Origin of the sequence: Sphingomonas sp. Leaf17, from assembly GCF_001421505.1 — a bacterium.
In the GTDB taxonomy this organism is placed as follows: domain Bacteria; phylum Pseudomonadota; class Alphaproteobacteria; order Sphingomonadales; family Sphingomonadaceae; genus Sphingomonas.
The window spans coordinates 276,429-296,094 of sequence record NZ_LMKL01000008.1 but is presented as its reverse complement, the minus strand read 5'-3'; the positions used below and the strand labels follow the sequence as shown (position 1 = coordinate 296,094).

The 19,666-nt window shown below is 59.1% G+C and carries 16 protein-coding genes and 1 tRNA gene; 6 read left to right on the top strand and 11 right to left on the bottom strand.

Features of this window, described 5'->3' with window-relative positions; genetic code table 11:
* Positions 1 to 25 precede the first annotated feature (25 nt).
* Entirely contained in the window at positions 26 to 265 is a 240-nt protein-coding gene (locus tag ASE75_RS13430) for a helix-turn-helix domain-containing protein (protein ID WP_055934393.1), read from the top strand.
* Between the two features lie 101 nt (positions 266 to 366).
* Here the strand turns inward: ASE75_RS13430 and ASE75_RS13425 are convergent, their stop codons facing one another.
* From ASE75_RS13425 to ASE75_RS15960, 3 genes are all read right to left on the bottom strand, one after another.
* Positions 367 to 1,509 carry a hypothetical protein gene (locus ASE75_RS13425; protein WP_235512753.1) on the bottom strand — a complete coding sequence of 381 codons (1,143 nt, stop codon included), beginning with the start codon at positions 1,507 to 1,509 and terminating at the stop codon, positions 367 to 369.
* Entirely contained in the window at positions 1,482 to 2,156 is a 675-nt protein-coding gene (locus ASE75_RS13420) for a recombinase family protein (RefSeq protein ID WP_055934389.1), read from the bottom strand. The genes ASE75_RS13425 and ASE75_RS13420 overlap by 28 nt, the downstream gene beginning before the upstream one ends.
* Positions 2,157 to 2,230: 74 nt before the next feature.
* Positions 2,231 to 2,389, bottom strand: coding sequence for a hypothetical protein (locus ASE75_RS15960; protein ID WP_235512752.1), 159 nt, complete (start codon positions 2,387 to 2,389; stop codon positions 2,231 to 2,233).
* 292 nt (positions 2,390 to 2,681) lie between these two features.
* Between ASE75_RS15960 and ASE75_RS15235 the strand changes: the two genes are divergently transcribed.
* Positions 2,682 to 3,101, top strand: coding sequence for a very short patch repair endonuclease (locus ASE75_RS15235; protein ID WP_082463984.1), 420 nt, complete (start codon positions 2,682 to 2,684; stop codon positions 3,099 to 3,101).
* Positions 3,088 to 4,251 (top strand): DNA cytosine methyltransferase, encoded by a 1,164-nt coding sequence (locus ASE75_RS15230; RefSeq protein WP_082463983.1) that lies wholly within the window; start codon positions 3,088 to 3,090, stop codon positions 4,249 to 4,251. Before ASE75_RS15235 ends, ASE75_RS15230 begins: the two co-directional genes overlap by 14 nt.
* Here ASE75_RS15230 and ASE75_RS15225 read toward each other — a convergent pair.
* The 4 genes from ASE75_RS15225 to ASE75_RS13395 all read right to left on the bottom strand — a co-directional run bounded on the left by ASE75_RS15225 (position 4,235) and on the right by ASE75_RS13395 (position 7,560).
* Positions 4,235 to 4,882: an Eco29kI family restriction endonuclease gene (locus ASE75_RS15225; RefSeq protein WP_082463982.1), complete on the bottom strand. Its 648-nt coding sequence runs from the start codon at positions 4,880 to 4,882 to the stop codon at positions 4,235 to 4,237. The two genes, ASE75_RS15230 and ASE75_RS15225, sit on opposite strands and share 17 nt — an antisense overlap.
* A gap of 632 nt (positions 4,883 to 5,514) precedes the next feature.
* Positions 5,515 to 5,781 (bottom strand): hypothetical protein, encoded by a 267-nt coding sequence (locus tag ASE75_RS13405; protein WP_055934383.1) that lies wholly within the window; start codon positions 5,779 to 5,781, stop codon positions 5,515 to 5,517.
* Positions 5,782 to 5,973: 192 nt separating this feature from the next.
* Complete coding sequence (locus ASE75_RS15605) at positions 5,974 to 6,420, bottom strand: hypothetical protein (RefSeq protein WP_162233742.1); 447 nt, start codon at positions 6,418 to 6,420, stop codon at positions 5,974 to 5,976.
* A gap of 3 nt (positions 6,421 to 6,423) precedes the next feature.
* Entirely contained in the window at positions 6,424 to 7,560 is a 1,137-nt protein-coding gene (locus ASE75_RS13395; protein ID WP_055934380.1) for an ImmA/IrrE family metallo-endopeptidase, read from the bottom strand.
* Between the two features lie 57 nt (positions 7,561 to 7,617).
* Between ASE75_RS13395 and ASE75_RS13390 the strand changes: the two genes are divergently transcribed.
* Positions 7,618 to 8,076 (top strand): hypothetical protein, encoded by a 459-nt coding sequence (locus ASE75_RS13390; protein ID WP_156340483.1) that lies wholly within the window; start codon positions 7,618 to 7,620, stop codon positions 8,074 to 8,076.
* An 843-nt stretch (positions 8,077 to 8,919) separates the two neighbouring features.
* Here the strand turns inward: ASE75_RS13390 and ASE75_RS15600 are convergent.
* The 3 genes from ASE75_RS15600 to ASE75_RS13375 form a co-directional block, all read right to left on the bottom strand.
* Positions 8,920 to 9,420 (bottom strand): rolling circle replication-associated protein, encoded by a 501-nt coding sequence (locus tag ASE75_RS15600; protein ID WP_156340481.1) that lies wholly within the window; start codon positions 9,418 to 9,420, stop codon positions 8,920 to 8,922.
* Between the two features lie 47 nt (positions 9,421 to 9,467).
* Complete coding sequence (locus tag ASE75_RS13380; protein ID WP_082463981.1) at positions 9,468 to 12,173, bottom strand: DNA polymerase; 2,706 nt, start codon at positions 12,171 to 12,173, stop codon at positions 9,468 to 9,470.
* 139 nt (positions 12,174 to 12,312) lie between these two features.
* Positions 12,313 to 12,388 (bottom strand) — tRNA-Thr (locus tag ASE75_RS13375).
* A 161-nt stretch (positions 12,389 to 12,549) separates the two neighbouring features.
* Here ASE75_RS13375 and ASE75_RS13370 point away from each other — a divergent pair.
* On the top strand, positions 12,550 to 13,692 hold the full coding sequence (locus ASE75_RS13370) for a PAS domain-containing protein (RefSeq protein WP_055934371.1): 1,143 nt from the start codon (positions 12,550 to 12,552) through the stop codon (positions 13,690 to 13,692).
* 127 nt (positions 13,693 to 13,819) lie between these two features.
* Entirely contained in the window at positions 13,820 to 18,427 is a 4,608-nt protein-coding gene (locus ASE75_RS13365; RefSeq protein WP_082463980.1) for an NAD-glutamate dehydrogenase, read from the top strand.
* Positions 18,428 to 18,451: 24 nt separating this feature from the next.
* Here ASE75_RS13365 and kynU read toward each other — a convergent pair whose 3' ends face one another.
* Entirely contained in the window at positions 18,452 to 19,666 is a 1,215-nt protein-coding gene (gene kynU / locus ASE75_RS13360) for a kynureninase (protein ID WP_055934367.1), read from the bottom strand.

Here is a 19,666-nt window from a genome sequence, read left to right as displayed (position 1 = left end):
GATCTTCCGAGATTTAGGGTGGCGATTGGCGAAGGGTATTCACGACAAGCGATACCTACGTGTCGTCGAGGCGCTGAAGGCGGAGCGTGAGCAGCTAGGACTCAGCCAGATCGCTTTGGGAATACGGCTCGGCCATCGCCAGCAGTTCGTGTCGAAATATGAGGCTGGCGAGCGTCGGCTGGATTTCATCGAACTCGTTGATGTAGCGGTAGCGCTCGACCTGAATTGGAAAACGTTGGTCGAGGGTAGTTTATCCGAAGCCTGAGACTGCTCTAAAGTGTCGCGGGTTCGGAATTATTCGAGAAAAAACATTTGCTTACAGGTCAAATACCGACCTGCGAAGATATGACCGAATCGGCCTTATTGTTATCGCATGCTTTGCAGAACATCGACATTCATCTCGGCGGTCAGGTGCTTAGCATAGAAGCGATCGATCATTTCGACGCTAGTGCGTGCGTTCCTGGCAAGGGTGAGCAGGCACATGTCCTTCCCCTTGATCAGACGGAACATGATCGCTGAATGACGCAGGGAATATAGCGTTCGGGTGTCGCCTGACGTCGACTCATACAGACCGGCAGAGCGTAAGACGGTACGGAGCTGACGACCGAGATTCCGTATGACGAACGTACGGTTCTTGTACTTCGGCATAAACACGAAATCGTCCGGATTGCCGAACCCTGCGGCCTTGCCGGCTTTCAGCAGCGTTTCATAAATTGGGACAGCGTTCGGCATCGAGACAACCGGCGTGTTCACGGTCTTGCTAAAATCCGTCGTTATACGGAGGTACTGGGTTTCCTTCGTTCGAACGATCTCGACGTGACGATGGCGTAGCTGCTTCGCATCCGACGGGCGCAGGAACGTGTTGACCGAAAACGTGCAGAACCGACGCAGCTCGTCGGTTATTTGGTATCCGTACACCTTCGTCCCGGCATCCTCGTGTCGTTTGCACTCCTTCAGCAGCGCCTGATATTCCTTGAGCGAAAACCAGCCACGAACCTTCTGCTTCAGGCTGACTTTCGGCATCAACGGAACGTGATCGATCGCACCGGCACGGGCGGCGGCTTGCAGCGTCTTGCTGACGAGGACGAGGATCATCTTGATCGTTGCCGATGATAGGTCCTTATCCCGGAGCTCCTCGACGAACTCGTCAAGTGCGACGGTCTTGATCCGACGAACGTCGAGGTCGCCGAGAGGCTCGTCGCAGTGACACCGTAGAATGCGACGTTGATCGAGCGCGAGGCGAGGGTTCTTGTCCCCACGAGCAACTCGGCGTTCGTCGGCGGCAATCACGTCCTCAGCAAAACGACGAAACGAGTTATCGCCTCGTACAGCCTTCATGGTGGGCGTCAGTTTGTCCGATATTGCCTGCGCGTCGATGCGGGCTTTGCCAATATCGTCGGTTTTCAGCGACCGGGCGACCTGGCGTCCATCGTGACGATAGCGGGCATAATAATATGGTGATCCGACGGTCTGCGTCAGCGTTACATTTCCAATCCTTTCCGTGAGCATAAGGGTGTTTCTCCAAATGGTAAGCGCCGAACGACGTTCTTGACCGTCTCGGCATAAAACCGGCCTCCCTTCGTCGTGGGGATACCGAGCGTGTTGAGGTGGCGAGCAATCGCCGAATAGGACCGTCCCTCGTCCACCAGCGGCTGGACAACGGACGCAAGCGAATGGGCGTGGTCGATAGCTTGCTGGCGATGCTTGGTCGCAAGGACCGATGCGTTGGCACCGAGACGGACGCCGCGTTTCTTCGCTTCAGCAAGCGCAAGGCGGGTGCGTTCGGAGATCATTCGGCGCTCCTCCTGGGCGAGCGCAGCGAAGATATGGAGTTGGAAGTCCGACGCATGCGGCATGTCGGCGACGACCAACCCGACACCCTGCTCCATGATACCGGCGATAAAGCTGACTTTGCGGGAAAACCGATCGAGCTTGGCGATCAGCACTTTCGCACCGAGACGTTTGGCGGCGGCAATCGCTTGCCAGAGCACGTCCCGCGTGTCCGACTTGCCGGACTGTACCTCTACATAGTCCCCTAGAACCTGATCATTGTCACCGATGAATGCATCGACCAGCGACTTTTGTGCGGCCAGACCTAACCCGGATCGTCCCTGCGCGGCGGTCGATACGCGATAATAGGCGATGTAGCGGGTCATTCGGAGGCTCCGTCAAAGGCAAACCTTGGTTTGTCGTGGACGGGATCTTTTCAATATTCGATTTTATCCACAGCTCATTCGGGAGCGACCACAAAAGCTGCAAGTCGATCGGGAAGAGGCGCTGAGCGCTCTGCGTAGGTGACAACCTCGCAATCCGCCTCGTCGTCGATCATTTTATCTAACTCGATATGCGCGCCCCATTTGATGAACGTGCCGCACTTCATGCATTCCACGCGGTAAGCGTGGATTGATTGGGGGGATTCTTCGAGCCAGCGGCTACCCGTACTGCATGTGCATCTAGGCTTCATAGCGCTTGCATCGAGCGTACGTAGGGGCACGTCAATATCGAATCAGTGCAAGACAGCTTCCCCGGTTGTCGGAACAAAGCCAGCGAGCTATCGAAATTTCCACCGGCCGGAAGCCGAAATGACAAAATGCGAAATGTTGGGTTTGGACGCCGGTAGCGCGCAAACGTCGACATGGAACGCTCTTGACGCTCGTATTGAGAAGCTTTTCTAGCGCATCATGGACACTCTCTCCCCCTCTGAACGAAGCGCGAGAATGAGTCGCGTTCGGTCGCGAGATACCAAGCCAGAAATGCTCGTGAGGCGAGCTACCCATAAAATGGGATATCGATACCGGCTCCATGCAAAAAATCTGCCGGGAAAACCGGATCTGGTATTTGCAGGCAGGCGAAAAGTGATCTTCGTTCATGGGTGTTTCTGGCATCGACATCCCGACCCCGAGTGTAAGCTAGCTCGTCTACCCAAATCGAGGCATGATTTTTGGATACCAAAATTGGAGCGTAACTGCGCTCGCGATAAGGAGACCGTTCAGTCCCTGACGGATAGCGGTTGGAAGGTATTGGAATTGTGGGAGTGCCAGTGCAGTAAGGGCGAACATATCCAGAACACGGTTAGGAAATTTCTTGATGAAATCGGTTGAGCTGTTCGTAGGAGCCGGAGGCCTCGGTATCGGCGTCAGTCAAGCCGGCTTTAATCCGATCGCGGTGGTCGATTGGGATCGTTGGGCTTGCGACACGATCAGGCAGAACAAAGACCGTGGCTTAGCGGCTATGAAGGACTGGCCTCTCACAGAGGGGGACGTCAGCCTATTCGATTTTAAGGGACTTAGCGGACCGGTGGACCTCGTAACGGGGGGGCCGCCTTGCCAACCGTTTTCGCTTGGCGGGCAGCACCAAGCGTTCCTCGACAAGCGAGATATGTTTCCTCAAGCCATCCGGTCTGTACGCGAGCTAAAACCGCGATCGTTCATATTCGAAAACGTTAAAGGGCTAACACGATCAGCGTTTTCGAACTATTTGGAGTATATTCGACTTCAGTTGCGGCACCCTGACATGGTTGCGCGAAAAGAAGAACCGTGGCTGGATCATTTGGCGCGGCTTGAAGACTATGAGACTAAGGGCCGTCACGATGGTCTTCTCTATAACGTCGTTATGCGCGTTTTGAACGCGGCGAATTATGGTGTCCCACAAAAGCGCGAAAGGGTTTTCATTGTCGGCTTCCGTGCTGATACGGGAGTCGAATGGCATTTCCCTGCGGCAACTCATTCACAAGACGCTCTTTTATGGTCAAAATATCGAGACGGTTTCTACTGGGACAAACATCGTATTGCCAAAAAGGACCGGTCTACTTCCTGTCGAAGCGCTGCGCGAGCAGGTAGGTTTCAGGAAATGCCGACCGGTGAGCCTTGGCAAACGGTACGCGACGCAATCACCGACTTACCCGATCCTGAACTTTGTCCTGGTGTAGCAAGTCGTTACCATGATCATAAGCTTCAACCAGGAGCACGGTCTTATCAAGGGCATACGGGCAGCCCACTTGATGAGCCGGCAAAAACGTTAAAGGCCGGGGTACATGGCGTACCGGGCGGCGAAAATATGCTGCGCAGAGCAGACGGTTCGGTTCGCTATTTTTCGGTTCGGGAAAGCGCTCGACTACAGACGTTTCCCGACAAAATGGTCTTTCACGGATCGTGGACAGAAGCCATGCGCCAGCTCGGGAATGCAGTTCCGTGCCAACTGGGCGCGGCAGTAGCGATCCAAGTTCGGAGCTGCCTTATACAAAACGCATGATACGTTCGTGCATAGCGCGAATGATAGGGTCAGATGAGGGTTCGTAAAGTTCTGCGACCCGTTGAGCAATCAAGTCAGCAGCGAGCTTGGCAGTCTCATCTGATCCGACCGGGCGTCCTTTACGTCCGGGGTGTAGCGAGTCCCATAGCGACCCCTTTCCAGCCATTCTGGGACCACCTGTAACATTGCTTCCCAAGCCCATTCCATTCCAGGGAGGCCGGAACGCCATAATTAATACCGATTCAGCGAGATTTATGTAAGCGGGCTTAAGAACCAAATAACGAACTTTGAAGTCTATTGCCTGTATGTTCGTTGTCTGACTTACTGAATCATAATGTTTCCTAATACGCTTATATAATTCCTCCCCCTTACTTGGAAGCGGGCTAAATCCCTGATTTTTACTTTCTCGGGCGGCACGACCGACGTAGACTGGATATGCGCAGCGCCCATTATCAAGGGCTACCAACGGGGCATAGGCAGGGTTCGAACCTGTGTAATAAAGAGCATACACCCCAGGTCCGTTGAACCGAGATGGCGGCGGAAACTCCGTGGTGGGTTGCTCAAGCAGTTGGACAGCCAACGTAACGCCCACGTTCTCGACGGCTAATGGATCAAACTCAGAATCGCTCATTCAGAGTTTATGGCATAAAAACCAGGCCGACGTCATGCGGATCTGGAGCTAGTGCAGAACCACCTGAATCATAGGCTTGAACGAATGCGGCGACGGAATTTCGCCTAACGAAGCACAATAACCGTCGCACCAATCCGCTTCATTTCACCGGGGGAAGGGATATTCGAAATTTGATGAAGCTCAAATATCTCGAACGAACGGATCGACGCAGATTGCAACGCGCGTATCAGTTCGGCCTTCGTCTTAGGCGCAACGGTCTTCGACAGCATGCTCACGATGCGACCTGATCGAACGACGAGAACGGTTTGACCCGACCTCCCGCACCGACCGACCACGTACGAGGTGAATCCGCAGGTGGCACCGACGAACGGCCCTCGACCGCTACCTTCAACCGTTCATCGATTGATCGCTGCGTTTCCAGCTTTGCGGGCAGCTTGGAACCGACATGCAGGACGCGCTGACGCATCATTTCGGAGAGAACCTGCGTTCGTGTTTTACCCGATAGCAGGCAAACGCGATCGAACGATTCCAAAAGCGGCTTTGATGCTCGGAAATTGACAAGGGTATGTAAAGACTGGGTATTCATCGGTTCGACCTCGGCTGGTAAGTACCGGGTACTTATGCCCGTTCGCTCAGGGCTTCGTGTCGTAGTGCGCTGCAAACAGCGGCAATAATTCACGGTAGACGGCAACATACCTATCGTCGTCACCGTGACGCGATGCTCGTGCGACGAAAAACAGCTCGTTCCGGATCAGCGTCAGGCTCGATCGGTCTCCCGAACCGGCGGCAGTCGCTGACGCTTCGAACGATCCGAAATGCTCATACCCGTTGAACGTCATCGCAAATTCGAAATTCGCGGAGCGATCGTTCGGATCGGGCAGGTAGGTGGTGTCCATCATGACACTTGGGTCACCGATAGCTGACATTGTGACAACGATCGGTTTCACGGGCAGCACGACGGTTCAATCGTCATCTACGCCGCAGCGTTCGAGGTGTGTGGAAAGCAAAAATCGACGTTTCAGAATATCAGTTGGCAGTAACGGACGCTCGTTCACGCGGCACGACCGGGGGGTCAGCGAAGGTCATCGTGGTCAGACTCCGTTGATGTCGGTAACATCCGAGCCAGGGATTCCACAGCCCTTCGCAATCTGCTTGCAATTCTTCAATCCCTTACCCGCCGACACCAGCTTGCAACCCTTCGACCGTGCCACCGACACCGCCTCGAAATGCGCGAACAGCGGCAAACCGCCGAAAACGCCGGAACCATGCAACTCCTGCAATGCTGTCGCGGATTTATGGTTCGCAACGGTCGTCGGGACATACTTTTTGGGTGATATTGTCGAGAATGCTGGCCACAGGTGCGGGTATAGATCCTTTAACTCTCCTGAAACCGATCGCATAATTAGCATTTCGCCATTACGGATTGCGTCAAGCACTCGTGTCTTTGCCGAGTTCGAAGTTGTCGTAAGCGCGTCTTTTATCCCATGCAGGTCGATAACCCACTTCGGCGTTACGGCGCTAGCTGAAGCTGCCGGCATCCGCTAGGCAATCCCGAAAAGCTGATCTTGGTAGACAGGTTTCAAGCCGCTAAGGCGGAATATATCGATCTCATCCAGCTGTTCTGTGGCACGAGCGCGCTTAAGGAGACCGAGCAAACGAGTTCCATATTGCGTGCGCTTGTCACGTAACGGGTCAGGAGTTCCTCCTGTGCTCTTTTCCCCTTGATCGCCTGATGGGACATAGTTTCGGTTGCCGAACTTGGCTTTCCATGCCTTGTATTCTTCCCGGCGAAGGTAGTCTGTCTGAACAAGACGAACATAGGTGGCTTCTTGGCTGATCCCGAGCTTCTTGGCGAATAAGCGAATGAAATCTTCGTCTGGGATTGGCGTGAAGCGGAAGCGCGTGAGCGCCGCCTTGATGAGGCGCTTTGGCGCGAGAAGACACGCCGCGAACCGGTTACAGAAGCGCTCAACCCTGTTCCGAATGATCGACGGATTGGAGGCACCTTCCTTCCGTAGGAGAACGTGGCCGAACTCATGAGCCAGCGTGAAAAGCTTACGTGCTTTGCTGCTGTTCGTCGTATTGATGACGATGGTATGTGGGCCGTCATCAATGTGGACGTATAAGCCAGCAGCTTCATCGTTCTTGAACTGCCGATGCAGCACAAGAACGCCAAGGCTTTCTATGAAGCCCCGCAAGCTGACATAAATCTTGTTTGCGTCCTGCCAATCCAGCTGCTGATCATCGGTGATGCCCCACCGGGCGCGCCACTTTTCCGCAAGCTCGATAGCTTCTTGGTTCGAGTAAGTGGTTGGTTTAATTTGCTCGATGCTATCATCCAGGCCAACATCGAGATCTAACGCAGACAAGGTACTCGACAGTCGTTCAACATAGCTGATGGCTTGGAGCGTGCCTTTCTCGAACTGGCTGATTTTTGGACTAGCGGTACGAAAATCAACAGAAGAGAACAGAGGCAGTTGCTGCTGGGTAAAAAGAGCCTGAAGCGGGACGGCTAGTTCATCCGCAATGGAGATAATATCATTGTCGTCCAGATCACCACCGGCGTCGACGATTTTTTCCAGTTCGGATTGTGCGACGCCGCTACGGGACGCGAGGGTAGCCAAGTTGAGGCCACGCGCTGTAAGGACGTTGGAGAGGGCACCAGCAGGAATTTTCACGTGTGTTTCGACTTATGGCCTTGGCAGACAACGACAAGCGGACTGACATTCGCCCAGTTGGCCAACGTCCAAACGGTGGGAGTAGGACTGTATCTCGCGTTAGCAGTAATTCAAGCCGTATCCGTCACTGGCGTTTCAGGCCTGTCGCGGCGCGTGAATACCCTGCTTGGCGCAGTGACAGCCAAGGACATGCGGATTGAGATAGCCAATGTCCGCAGCCTGAGCGGCGAGGTAAGCGGCCTTGAGATTGGCTTCCACGACTTCAACCGCCGCCTTTTGCCGATTTTATTCGCGCTTTTCGCGGTTAGTATCGCCTACTTCGGCTACTGTACGGTCTGGCAGAATCTACCGGCACGGCAAGATGGCATGTGGTTCATTTTCGGCTTCTATCTCGTTTTACCCACGGCTATTTTCGCGGCCTGCTCGGCAATCATATGGTGGCAGTGCAGGAAGGTGGCAAAGCGGGTGAAGGACGCAGAAACCCGTATCAGGCGGACACTCGTTGGCTTGCCGTAACAAATGCGAATAGGCTTTGCCAGAATACCGGAGCGATGTTCAGTTCACACGCGCAAAATAGAAACCATCGCCGCGCAGTTTGACGCAGACGATATGTCTCGCGCGCGGGCAATGTGCATACGCGCACTGAAAAGCTGCCTGTCCACATTCTATCAAAGTTCGCTATCTCGGCACTCGTGAGAGAGCGCTTATGGAGCTGTTTGCTCGGCTGGATGGATATTTGAAATTAGGGAAGGCGGAAGGCGCTGCTTTCCAGCCCTCAGCAGTCATTGCGATCGATCCACAATCCGACGGAACCCGATTGAACCGGCAATCCCAGAAATACCGCGTTTTAAACCGCCGTCAGCGACCGATCCGATGCCAAAACGTTAGATCCTACCAATAACGATCAATCGACGTTCTAATCCCGTTTTTAACGGTCGTTCGATAATCAAAAAACGATCAACAAGAACGTAAAACGTATCAATAATAGCCTCCAATCAAACTTAGATGGTTTCATATAAAAAACGATATAACATGACACTATCAAACTATCATGACGTCTAAAATTGTCCTATAGAACCAGCTTATACCTGACAGATAGAACCTGATATAACTGACATACCAAAACCGACTTCGTCGGATGACTAAGTCATATTTTTATAACGGGGTATATAAGAGGTTTGTTATAAGAAATTATAGAATCGTCTTTCAGATATGTTTTAGAACCGTCTTTTAGATAGTCTTTAGAATGACTTGCTAGAAATGTTTTAGACATAGCTATTAATCAAGGTCCGAAAGGCATTTTCGAACCAAGAGGGGCAGGTCGGCGAAGGCAAGAGTCTCGAAAGGGGTTTATACCCGTCAATCTGGATTGTGATAATTGGTCCAATCTACGGCGTCGGCGTAGTTGGGCTTGTCACGTAACTTGCTGAAATATAGTTTGAAACCGTCGTCGGCATCCGATTGGATATCGTTCTGACGGTGTCCCCACTGGGTACGAACCCAGGTATCTTGAATAAGAGCGGGAAAGGCGTCTTGCAGGTCGGCGCGAGGGCAGTCGATCAGCGCATGATAATGAAGACGACCTTCCTTGCTCCGCTCCTGCACAGCGATCATCCTAACGCGCGTACCGAACCGGGATGCAGGTTTACCGAGTACCTGTCGGCTGAGCAGGCTATGGAAATGGCTCATGTTCTGGGATGCTTTGTCGGCATCGAGAAACGCCATCGTTGAACGGTATCCGTTAGCGACAGGCACACCCTGCTTCATTGTCAGCGTCACGGCATGCGGAGCGACCCAATGGTCGATCTTCGCAAAATCGCGAAAGGCTGCTTGGATACGAAGAGTGTGGCTGTGGTTCACGGTCCTTTCCGGGTAAAGTATGTAGATATATTAGATACTTATCAGTGTTAAGCGTCTTCCGTAGAGACGAACGCTCCATTTTCTGAATTAATCCCGAATGGGTTGGGACGGTCCATCGCAGCGATGATGTCGATACCGTCGCGAGACGTGACCAGCGTATCGATTTCCAACGACGGGAAGACCGTCAACAGCTTGGTCAAGGCGATGATAACAGCAGGCGTCTTCGGGCAGTTTTTCGGCTTGAATGCGGATCGAGCGTTTTCAATGTCCGACCGCTTGCACGGTATTCCAGCGTCGGTCAGCGTGTCGGCAAAGTGCTGCGCAGTTTTACAATCGACCCCCTTTGCCAGACCCGCTTTCGAGTTTCTCCAAGCAGCACATAGCGACTGACGGAGGCGGTTGAGGTCGGGATCGGTCCTCTTCAGATATTTTGATCCACCATCCTTCAAGGACGACTGCGACATGACGGAAATTGCGAAAGCTCGGTAATCCGCGACCGTCTTCAGGCACCGAGGCGTTTCGATCGCAAATGATTCCCAATACCGGCGCATTTCGATGAACTGGTCGATCGTATCCCAAGGCTCGGTAGCGAACGACAGGTGATCCGGACCAACGGCATCCCAGACGGCGACCGGTCGACGCTTCCAATCAAACTCCATGTTCAACCGCTTGGACGTTTCCTTTTCAACGAGATCGGCGTCGAAATTGACCATGTCTCGGATGCCGGTTTTGGTCGCCATCTCGATACGGTCGGAGGGAGTACGGTTCAAAAACAGGTTGGTGATAAACGAGTTTTGAAGGCGGGTGCTGTCGACCTCCTGCGGCGTGTAGATTCCTCCCTTGGCGAGCACGATATTCACACCGTCCCCTTCATCGGCCTGACCCTCGATCAACGTAGCTTGTCCCCGCGTCCTCCAACCAAGCGGCTGACGGACACGGTGCTTCACTTCCAAGATTGTCGGGTTGCTCGTCAGCATATCCCGGCTCTCGCTATAAAGCTGGCAGATCGGACCGGACGACGCCCCTGCAATCTGAGCAGCGGTCGCGTTCGTGAGAAACCCATCGGTCGTGCAGCTGAAAACGCACACATTTTGGGGAAGTCCGTTCATCACCTCGCCAAGCGCAGCGCGAACGAATGACGTGATGAACGCAGCGTAGAATGGATTGGTTATCTTGCTCGGAGGCAGGTCCTTCATTTCCTGATCCCGCAGATCGAAAACGCGCTTCGAATGGAGGCCCTGCGCGGTTTTCCCGTAACTCGAATTGCTCAGCTCTTTCCAGAAAAGGGCGTCCAGAGAACCCTTTTTGAATGATAGGCGCTTCGCGACGCATTCCCGGATGAAATCACGAAAGACCGGCTTGCTGGCATCGGTAGGGACGACGACGCCATGCATGATCGTCACCTTCGCACCCAGCGACCGGGCGAGCGCAATCTCCGGCGCTGAACAATTACTGACCCCCGCACGCGGGAATATCAGACCATTTTCGGAACGCACCGGCATCGTCGGAAACCGAACGGACTTTGGAAATTCAAATCGCACGTTCGCAATTCCCAACGTACCGGGCGTAAAATCGTCAAGCTTCGTTGTCTGCCGGAGGTTAGACCAGTTCGGAAAACCGATGAGCGCCATTGCGGTTGGGTAGGCACCAGCAAGATCATAATCGGTCCAATCGTCTACGAATGCGGGTCCGAACCAAAATTGCTCACCTCGACCACCATGATAGCATTCCGTTGCAAGCGGGAGGTAAAAGGCGACCTGCTCAAGCGGCACTTCGACCTTTTCGGTTTTGTAATACCCTAAGCGTTTGCTGTAGATTTTGCTGACGACCTTCTGCTTCCCGATGACCTCCAGCGGGTCCATCTTGAGATCGGTCTTCCACTTCTTCATCAGCAAATCGACCCCGATTGCAGTCAGGGTAGCGGGCGCTTTGCGCTTGCCGAGGATCCCGGCATACATGTCGATGAGGCGTTCAAGATATTTGACGCAAATTACAGCATCATTGATAGCATATTTTTCAAAGACGTCCGGCTTGTCCCGGAGCAGTATGTCCATGTTTTTCTTGTAGAAAAGCTCCCGTTCCGGGTCGGGATCGACCGTGATCTTCGGTACACCGACGAGCTTCCCAAGCTCCCAAAGGCTTTTCGACGTTGCAGGGGTTAGCAGCATCGTATCACGGAGGATGACAAGCTTCTCGACGGTTCCACCGTCCAAGAAAGTGACGACCTTCACTCCCTTATCAACCGACGTGAACGTTGATCGAACAGCAGCAATCTGAGCTGTCAGATCCTTGAAATCGGAAAAAGCAGGTATGTCGGCACGGGTGAAATGGCCGACGACATACATCAGGGTCGGCAGCTTATCGACGGCACCGGTCGATATACCTTTCCAAAAAGCTAGGGTCAGGAGGTCAGCAAGCTTCATCCTTTCTCCCGGCTCGGGATAGCAAATAGCACTCCACTCTTTGGCATCCGGTTGGGCTGGATCGTAGACGCTGCAATGAACCTGATACGACAAGACCGTATATTTTGCAGATCCCGCTTTCATTTCGTCAAGCGTTACGGGCTTATCAGGGGTCTTGAATTCTGTGTCGAAGCCAATAATTAGATACGACTTGCTTCGGTCGTCCTTCGAATCTCCGTAGAAGTTATCCCTCTCCACCCATATACGACTTTTACTGAACTTGCCGTCAGCATCCCGAAGACGAAGTTCTGTTGAGGACGTGCCGGTGATGGTAGCCTTTTCGGTATCCATGTGACCCTAACTGGCTCGATATGAGCGTTGGGTCCGACGTTAGGGTTTTTGGGTGTCCGGTGACAATCTCAACGCCGCTGTTCCAGAAACACAAAAAGGCCGTCCGTACGGACAGCTTGTATAAACATGACTTTGGAAGTGGTGCCGCTTACAGGACTCGAACCTGTGACCCCCGCATTACGAATGCGATGCTCTACCAACTGAGCTAAAGCGGCATGTCGATACGGGACCTTGCCCGTCGAGGCGCGGCGCTTAACAGGTCGAATCGGGCGTGACAAGCGCTGGTGTGCGGAGCGGGGCTTTTACCGGTCGTTTACCACCGGCGGTGCACAGAAGGTCGGACCGGGGTTTGCGCCTCACGAACCAAGGACCTGGCATGGATACGCCACGCGGCTTCGACGAGCATCGGCACGACTTTCAGGAGGCTGGCCCTGTCGATGACGGGGAGCAGGTATACTCCGCGACCGAGGCGGCGGTCGAGGATGCGATCATGCCGATCGGTGGCGATGAGCGCCGGATGCATGTGCGGGCGTATAATTTCTGGGTTTCGCTGCTGCGGGGGCGGCCGTTTCCGGCGATCGACGATCTCGATCCGGCCGATATTCCCGATTTCGGTCCGCACGGCGTGCTGCTCGACTTCACCGGCGGCACGACCGACCCCCGAATCGCTTTCATCGGTCAGCGGCTGCGCGAGGAGTGCGGCCTGGACCCGGCGATCAACCGGGTGTCGCAGGTGCCCGACGCCTCGTTGCTCGCGCGCCTGATCGAGCCCTATCAGCGGATCTTCGCCAATCGTGCGCCGGCCGGGTTCGATGCGGAGTTCGTCAGCGCGCGCGGCCATACCACGCTCTATCGCGGGATCCTGACGCCGTTTTCCTCGGACGGGGAAACGATCGACCATCTGTACGGCGTCATCAACTGGAAGGAAGTCGTTGACGGGACGCTGGCGGCCGGGCTGCATGCCGAGTTGCGGGCGGCGGTGCAGGCCAGCCCGCGTCCGTTGATCGCATCGCCGACGGTATGGGCCGATGGCCCCAGCGCCGGTTTCGCACCCGAAGCCGAATCGCGGATCGCGCCGCGCTATGAATCCTTCGACCTCGCCATCGGCGGCGATCTGGGCGAGCGTCTGGCCTATGCCCGCGAAAGCGCGGCGACGATGCGCGCGGCGGTCGCGCGGGCGCGGGCGGCGGTCCACCGCGCGCTCGGGCGTGCCTATGATCTGGCCGATGCCGGTCGGCAGGACGGGGACGGGTATCGCCTGCTGCTCGACAGCGCCGCGGTTGCGGACCATCCGGCCTCGCCGATGGCGACCGTCGTCGATCTCGTCTTCGGCATGGCGGATACAGAGGAACCGGCCGATCGCACCGACCCCGATCGCGCCGATTACGTCGCGGTGCTCGACCATGCCCGTCGTCACGGCATCCGCGCCGGCGGCCTTGGCCGGTTCATCGAGGGGCATGACGGTGGCATCGCCGAGATCGCGGCGCTGGAACGGATGGCGCAGGCGGGGCGCGACTGATCCCGGCGGGCACCTGATCCCCCCGACGATCCCCCTGGCTGACCGATCCTTACGCCGCGCCGCAACATAATTTCATGGGATACCAAGTCTTGAGGTCGGCATGGAGCAGGCGCATAGGATGGCGCCTATGTCGAAATCATCGCTGAAATCGCTGACCGCCGCCATTGCCAAACGCCTGGTGGCCGGTGCCCTTCCCGCCGAACTCGCCGGGTTCGATGCCACCGCCCAGGATCAGGCGGCCGCCTTCATGGCGGCAACCGCGCGGATGCGGACAGCGGGCGAACCGGCCATCGCCATCGAGCCGATCGCCGGCGACACGGTCAAGCGCCGGATGCGTCTTGCCATCGTCAACGACGACATGCCGTTCCTGGTCGATTCGATCGCGGCGGCGATCGGCCGGCATGATCTGGCGATCGACCGGATCATTCATCCGGTCGTCCCCGTGACCCGCGCGCCCGACGGGGCGCTGGCATCGGTTGGTGGTGCCGACGATTCGATGCGCGAATCGATGATCTATATCGAGATGGACCGCGCCGATGCGCGCGAGCGTCGCGATCTGGTCGAGGACCTGTCCGACGCATTGCGCGATGTTCGCGCGGCGGTGACCGACTGGCCGGCGCTGCAACGCGCGCTGACCGAGGATATCGACCGGCTGCCCGCGGGGGAGGGGGCCGACCTGCTGCGCTGGTTCCTGGGCGGCAAGATGACGCTGCTTGGCCATCAGCGCTGGCTGGCCGACGGCAGCGGCGGCGAGGCGCTGGGGATCGGGCGGACCGAGCAGGAGACGCCGATCCTGGCCGAATCCTCACGCGCGGCGGCGGTCCGGTGGTTCGCCGACGGCGGGGCCAGCCCGCTGCTGCTGAAGTCGAACCGGATTGCGTCGGTCCACCGCGCGATTCCGCTCGACCTGATCGTCCTGCCGGTGATGGAGGGCGATAGCGTCGCCGGCCTGTCGATCCATGCCGGCCTGTGGACCAGTGCCGCGCTGAATGCGGCACCAGCGGAGGTGCCGGTGCTGCGCACGCGGCTGGCCGAGCTGGAGGCCAAGTTCGGCTTCGATCCGCGCGGCCATACGGGCAAGGCGCTGGCCCATGCGTTGCGCGCGTTGCCGCACGATCTGGTCGTCGCGTTCGATCCCGAAACGCTCGAACGCCTTGCGCTGACCGCGATGTCGCTGCCCGATCGTCCGCGCCCGCAGCTGGTGCTGATCCGGTCGGCGCTGGGACGGCACCTGTTCGCCTTCGCCTGGTTGCCGCGTGACGAACTGACGACCGCGCGGCGCATCGCGATCGGCGAGATGCTGGCCGATGCGGCGAACGGCAGCGTCCTGAACTGGGCGTTGTCGCTGGACGATGTGGTGGCGATGATCCGCTATACCATCGACCTGCGCGGCGAGGGGCGGATGCCGGACAGCGAACCGCTGGCGCTGCAACTCGAATCGATGGTCCGTGGCTGGGTGCCCGATGTCGAAACCGCGCTGGCCGCGCATGTTCCCGCGCCGCGCGCCGCGCGGCTGGCCCTGCGCTGGGCGGCGGCGTTCCCGGTCAATTACCGCAACCTCAGCACCGCGACCGAGGCAGCGCAGGACATCCTGCGAATCGGCGGGCTGGACGATGCCGGCGCGCGGTCGGTCCGGATCATGCCGACCGACGGGACGGCCGAACGCCATCTGAAGATCTACAAGCTGGAGGGCGCGCTGCCGCTGTCGGACGCGGTGCCGGTGCTTGAAAACTTCGGTTTCCGCGTGATCGGCGAATTGCCGACGCGGCTGCGCGAGCCGAACGACACCTTCATCCACGAATTCGTGGTCGAGGCCAGCAGCGGGCAGGACGACGGCGATCCTCAGATCCTGGAAAACGCGATCGCCGCCGTGCTCGAAGGATCGGCGGAGAACGATGCGTTCAACCGGCTGATCGTCGATGCCGGCATGGCACCGCAGGCCGTCGTGCTGTTCCGCGCATGGTTCCGCTATCTGCGCCAGGCGGGGCTGCCTTACGGCCTGACCACCGTGGTCGATGCGCTGCGCCGCGCGCCGAAGCTGGCCAAGGCGCTGGTCGACCGGTTCGCCGCGGCGCATGATCCGGCGGGCAAGGGCGATACGCGCAAGGCCGACGAGGCGATCGAGCGCGGGCTGGACGCGGTGTCGGCGATCGACGACGATCGCATCCTTCGTGCCTACCGCGACCTGATCGCCGCGACGCTGCGCACCAACGCGTTCGCGCCCGCCGCCGCCGAGGCGCTGGCGTTCAAGCTGGACAGTCACCTGATCCCCGGCCTGCCGGCCCCGGTGCCGTGGCGCGAGATCTGGGTCTATTCGCCGCGGATCGAGGGTATCCATCTGCGCGCGGGGCCAGTCGCGCGCGGCGGGCTGCGCTGGTCCGACCGGCGCGACGATTTCCGTACCGAGATTCTCGGGCTGATGAAGGCGCAGCGGGTCAAGAACGCGGTCATCGTGCCGACCGGGGCCAAGGGCGGTTTCTATCCCAAGCAGCTCCCGCCGCCGGGCAACCGCGACGCCTGGATCGCGGAGGGGACCGAAAGCTACCGGTCGTTCATCCGCACCCTGCTGTCGATCACCGACAACATCATCGAGGGCAAGGTCGTCCATCCGAAGGGCGTGCGCGTGCTGGACGGGGAGGACCCGTATTTCGTGGTCGCCGCCGACAAGGGCACCGCGACGTTCAGCGACGTGGCCAACGCGCTGGCGCTGGAACGTGACTTCTGGCTGGGCGACGCGTTCGCCAGCGGCGGGTCGGTCGGGTACGACCACAAGGCGATGGGCATCACCGCCAAGGGCGCGTGGGTGTCGGTCCAGCGTCACTTCGCCGAACGCGGGCTGGACGTGCAGAGCCAGCCGGTGACCGTCGTCGGTTGCGGCGACATGTCGGGCGACGTGTTCGGCAACGGCATGTTGCTGTCGAAGACGATCCGCCTCGTTGCCGCGTTTGACCACCGCCACATCTTCATCGACCCCGATCCCGACATGGCGGCAAGCTGGGCGGAGCGCGCCCGCATGTTCGCGCTGCCGCGGTCCAGTTGGGCCGATTACGATGCCGCCCTCATCTCCAAGGGCGGCGGCGTGTATGCGCGCACCGACAAGGTCGTGAAGCTGTCGAAACAGGCACGCGCGGTGCTGGGCATCGACGTGAGCGAGATCGAGCCGGGCGCGCTCATCTCCGCCATCCTGAAGGCGCCCGCCGACCTGCTCTGGTTCGGCGGCATCGGCACCTATGTGAAGGCGGCGTCCGAAAACAACGTTCAGGTCGGCGATCCTGCCAACGACCGGTTGCGCGTCAATGCCGAAGATCTGCGCGTCACCGCGATCGGCGAGGGGGCCAATCTGGGCGTCACCCAGGCGGCGCGGATCGCGTTCTCCAGCCGGGGCGGGCGGATCAACACCGACTTCATCGACAATTCGGCCGGCGTCGATTGTTCGGACAACGAGGTCAACATCAAGATCGCGCTGAACCGCGAGATGATCGAGGGGCGTCTGGCGTTCGACGCGCGCAACACCCTGCTCGCCAGCATGACCGACGATGTCGCGCATCTGGTGCTGGAGGATAACCGCCTCCAGACGCTGGCGCTGTCGATCGCCGAGCGCGACGGGGCGGCGGCGATGCCGAGTTATGTCCGCGTGATCGAGATCTTCGAGGCGGCCGGTCGGCTCGACCGCGCGGTCGAGGGGCTGTCGGGCAATGACGACCTGCTGCGGCGTGGGCAGGATGGGCACGGGCTGACCCGGCCCGAACTCGCGGTCCTGCTGGCGACCGCCAAGCTGGCGTTGCAGGACGCGATCGAGCACAGCGACCTCGGCATGGACCCCGAGCTGCGCGAGGATCTGCACGCCGCGTTCCCGGCGGCGATGCGCAAGAAATTCGCGCGTGCGATCGACGAACACCGGCTGCGGCCGCAGATCGTCGCGACCAAGCTTGCCAACCGCATCATCAACCGCATGGGCATCCTGTATCCGTTCGAGCTGGCGGAGGAGGAGGGCGCGTCGATGGCCGATATCGCCGCGATGTTCGTGGTGGTCGAGCGCCTGTTCGATCTCGACCGGCTGTGGGTGGAGATCGAGACGACGGCGATGCCCGAGGCCGGGCGTCTGGCGCTGTTCGACGAGGTGGCGGTCGCCACCCGGTCGCAGATCGCCGACCTTTTGCGCGTGACACGTCCCGGCACCGGCCCCGGCGCGGTGCTGACCCGGCTGGGCAAGGGGATCGCGCATCTCGACAGCCAGTCGAAGCAGTTGCTGCTGGAAGAGGCGCAGATGCAGAGCGGGCGCATTTCCGAAGGGCTGGAAGCCCTTGGTGCGCCGCCGGCCCTTGCGCGGAAGGTCGTGCGGATGTTCGAGCTGGACGGCGCGGTCGGCCTTGCCGATCTTGGCGCACGGCTGAAGCTGGACGAGGCGGTGCTGACGCGCGCGTTCACCCGGCTGGGTCAGGCGCTGGGTCTCGACTGGGCGCAGGCCAATGCCGCGCGAATCACGCCCACCGATCCATGGGAACGGTTGCTGATCGCCGGCCTCGCCCGCGATTTCCAGCAGTTGCGGCTTGAGTTCCTCGGCCGGTCGCAGGCCAAGGATCCGCAGGCGGCGGTCGAGGACTGGCTGGCGCTGAACGCGACGCGGGTGGCGCAGTTCAAGGCGGTGATCGACCGCGCCCGCCACGCGGCCCAGCCCAATGCGGCGATGCTGGCGCAGATCGCGGGGCAGGCGCGGGTGCTGCTCGCGCGGTAAGGGCTGGGTCGGTCGGCTGGCGGTTCAGGTCACCGCCAGCCGCTCGGCGAACCGGGGATCGCGCCATTCCTCGCTGGCGATCACCGCGCGCAGGTGCTCGCCGGCCTGCCAGACGTCCTCGTGGCGCAGGTACAGCGGCGTCAGGCCGAGCCGCAGGACGTCCGGGTCGCGAAAGTCGCCGATGACCCCGCGCGCGATCAGCGCCTGGGTCAGCGCATAGGCATCAGGATGGCGGAAGCTGATGTGGCTGCCGCGTGAGGCTGAGTCGTGCGACGACACGCACTCCAGCCCGATCGAGTCCCCGGCAGCGGCGAGCATGTCGAACAACGCCGCGCTCTTGGCCGCAACCTGTTGCTGGTCGACACCGGCCCACAGGTCGACCGCCGCCTCCAGCGCGGCCATCGCCAGGATCGGCGGGGTGCCGGCCAGCCAGCGCTTCATGCCGCTTGCGGGGCGATAGGCATCCTCGAATGCGAACGGCGCGGCGTGGCCCATCCAGCCGGACAGCGGGCTGGCCAGCCGGTCCTGCAGATGCGGCGCGACATACAGGAATGCGGGCGCGCCCGGACCGCCGTTCAGATATTTATAGGTGCATCCGACCGCCATGTCGGCAGCCGACCCCGACAGGTCGATCGGCACCGCGCCGACGCTGTGGCTGAGATCCCAGAGCATCAACGCGCCGGCATCGTGCGCGCGGGCGGTCCAGGCGGCCATGTCGAACCGGTCGGCGGTCTTGTAATGGACATGGGTGAGCAGGACGACGGCGGTATCCCCGTCGATCGCCGCCGCAAGATCGCCGCGCGCGACCGCCTTCAGCCGTGCGCCGGGCACGCTGGCGACAGCACCTTCGGCGATGTGCAGATCGGTCGGGAAGTTGCCGGTCTCGCTGACGATCGTTCGTCGCGCGGGATCGGCCCTCAGCGCGGCCACCAGTAATTTGTACAGGTTCGCCGACGTCGTGTCGCTGACGATCACATCGTCCGCGCCTGCCCCCACCAGCGGCGCGATCTTCGCCCCGATCCGTGCGGGCGCGTCGATCCACCCCTCGTTCCAGCTGCGGATCAGTCGCTCGCCCCATTGCCGGGTCGCGGTGTCGGCGAGGGCCGCGGGGACAGCGTTCGGCAGGACGCCGAGCGAATTGCCGTCGAGATAGATCACGCCGTCGGGAATCGTGAACCGGTCGCGACAACGGGCAAGCGGATCGGCCGCGTCAAGCGCGCGGGCGTCGTTCAGGGTCAT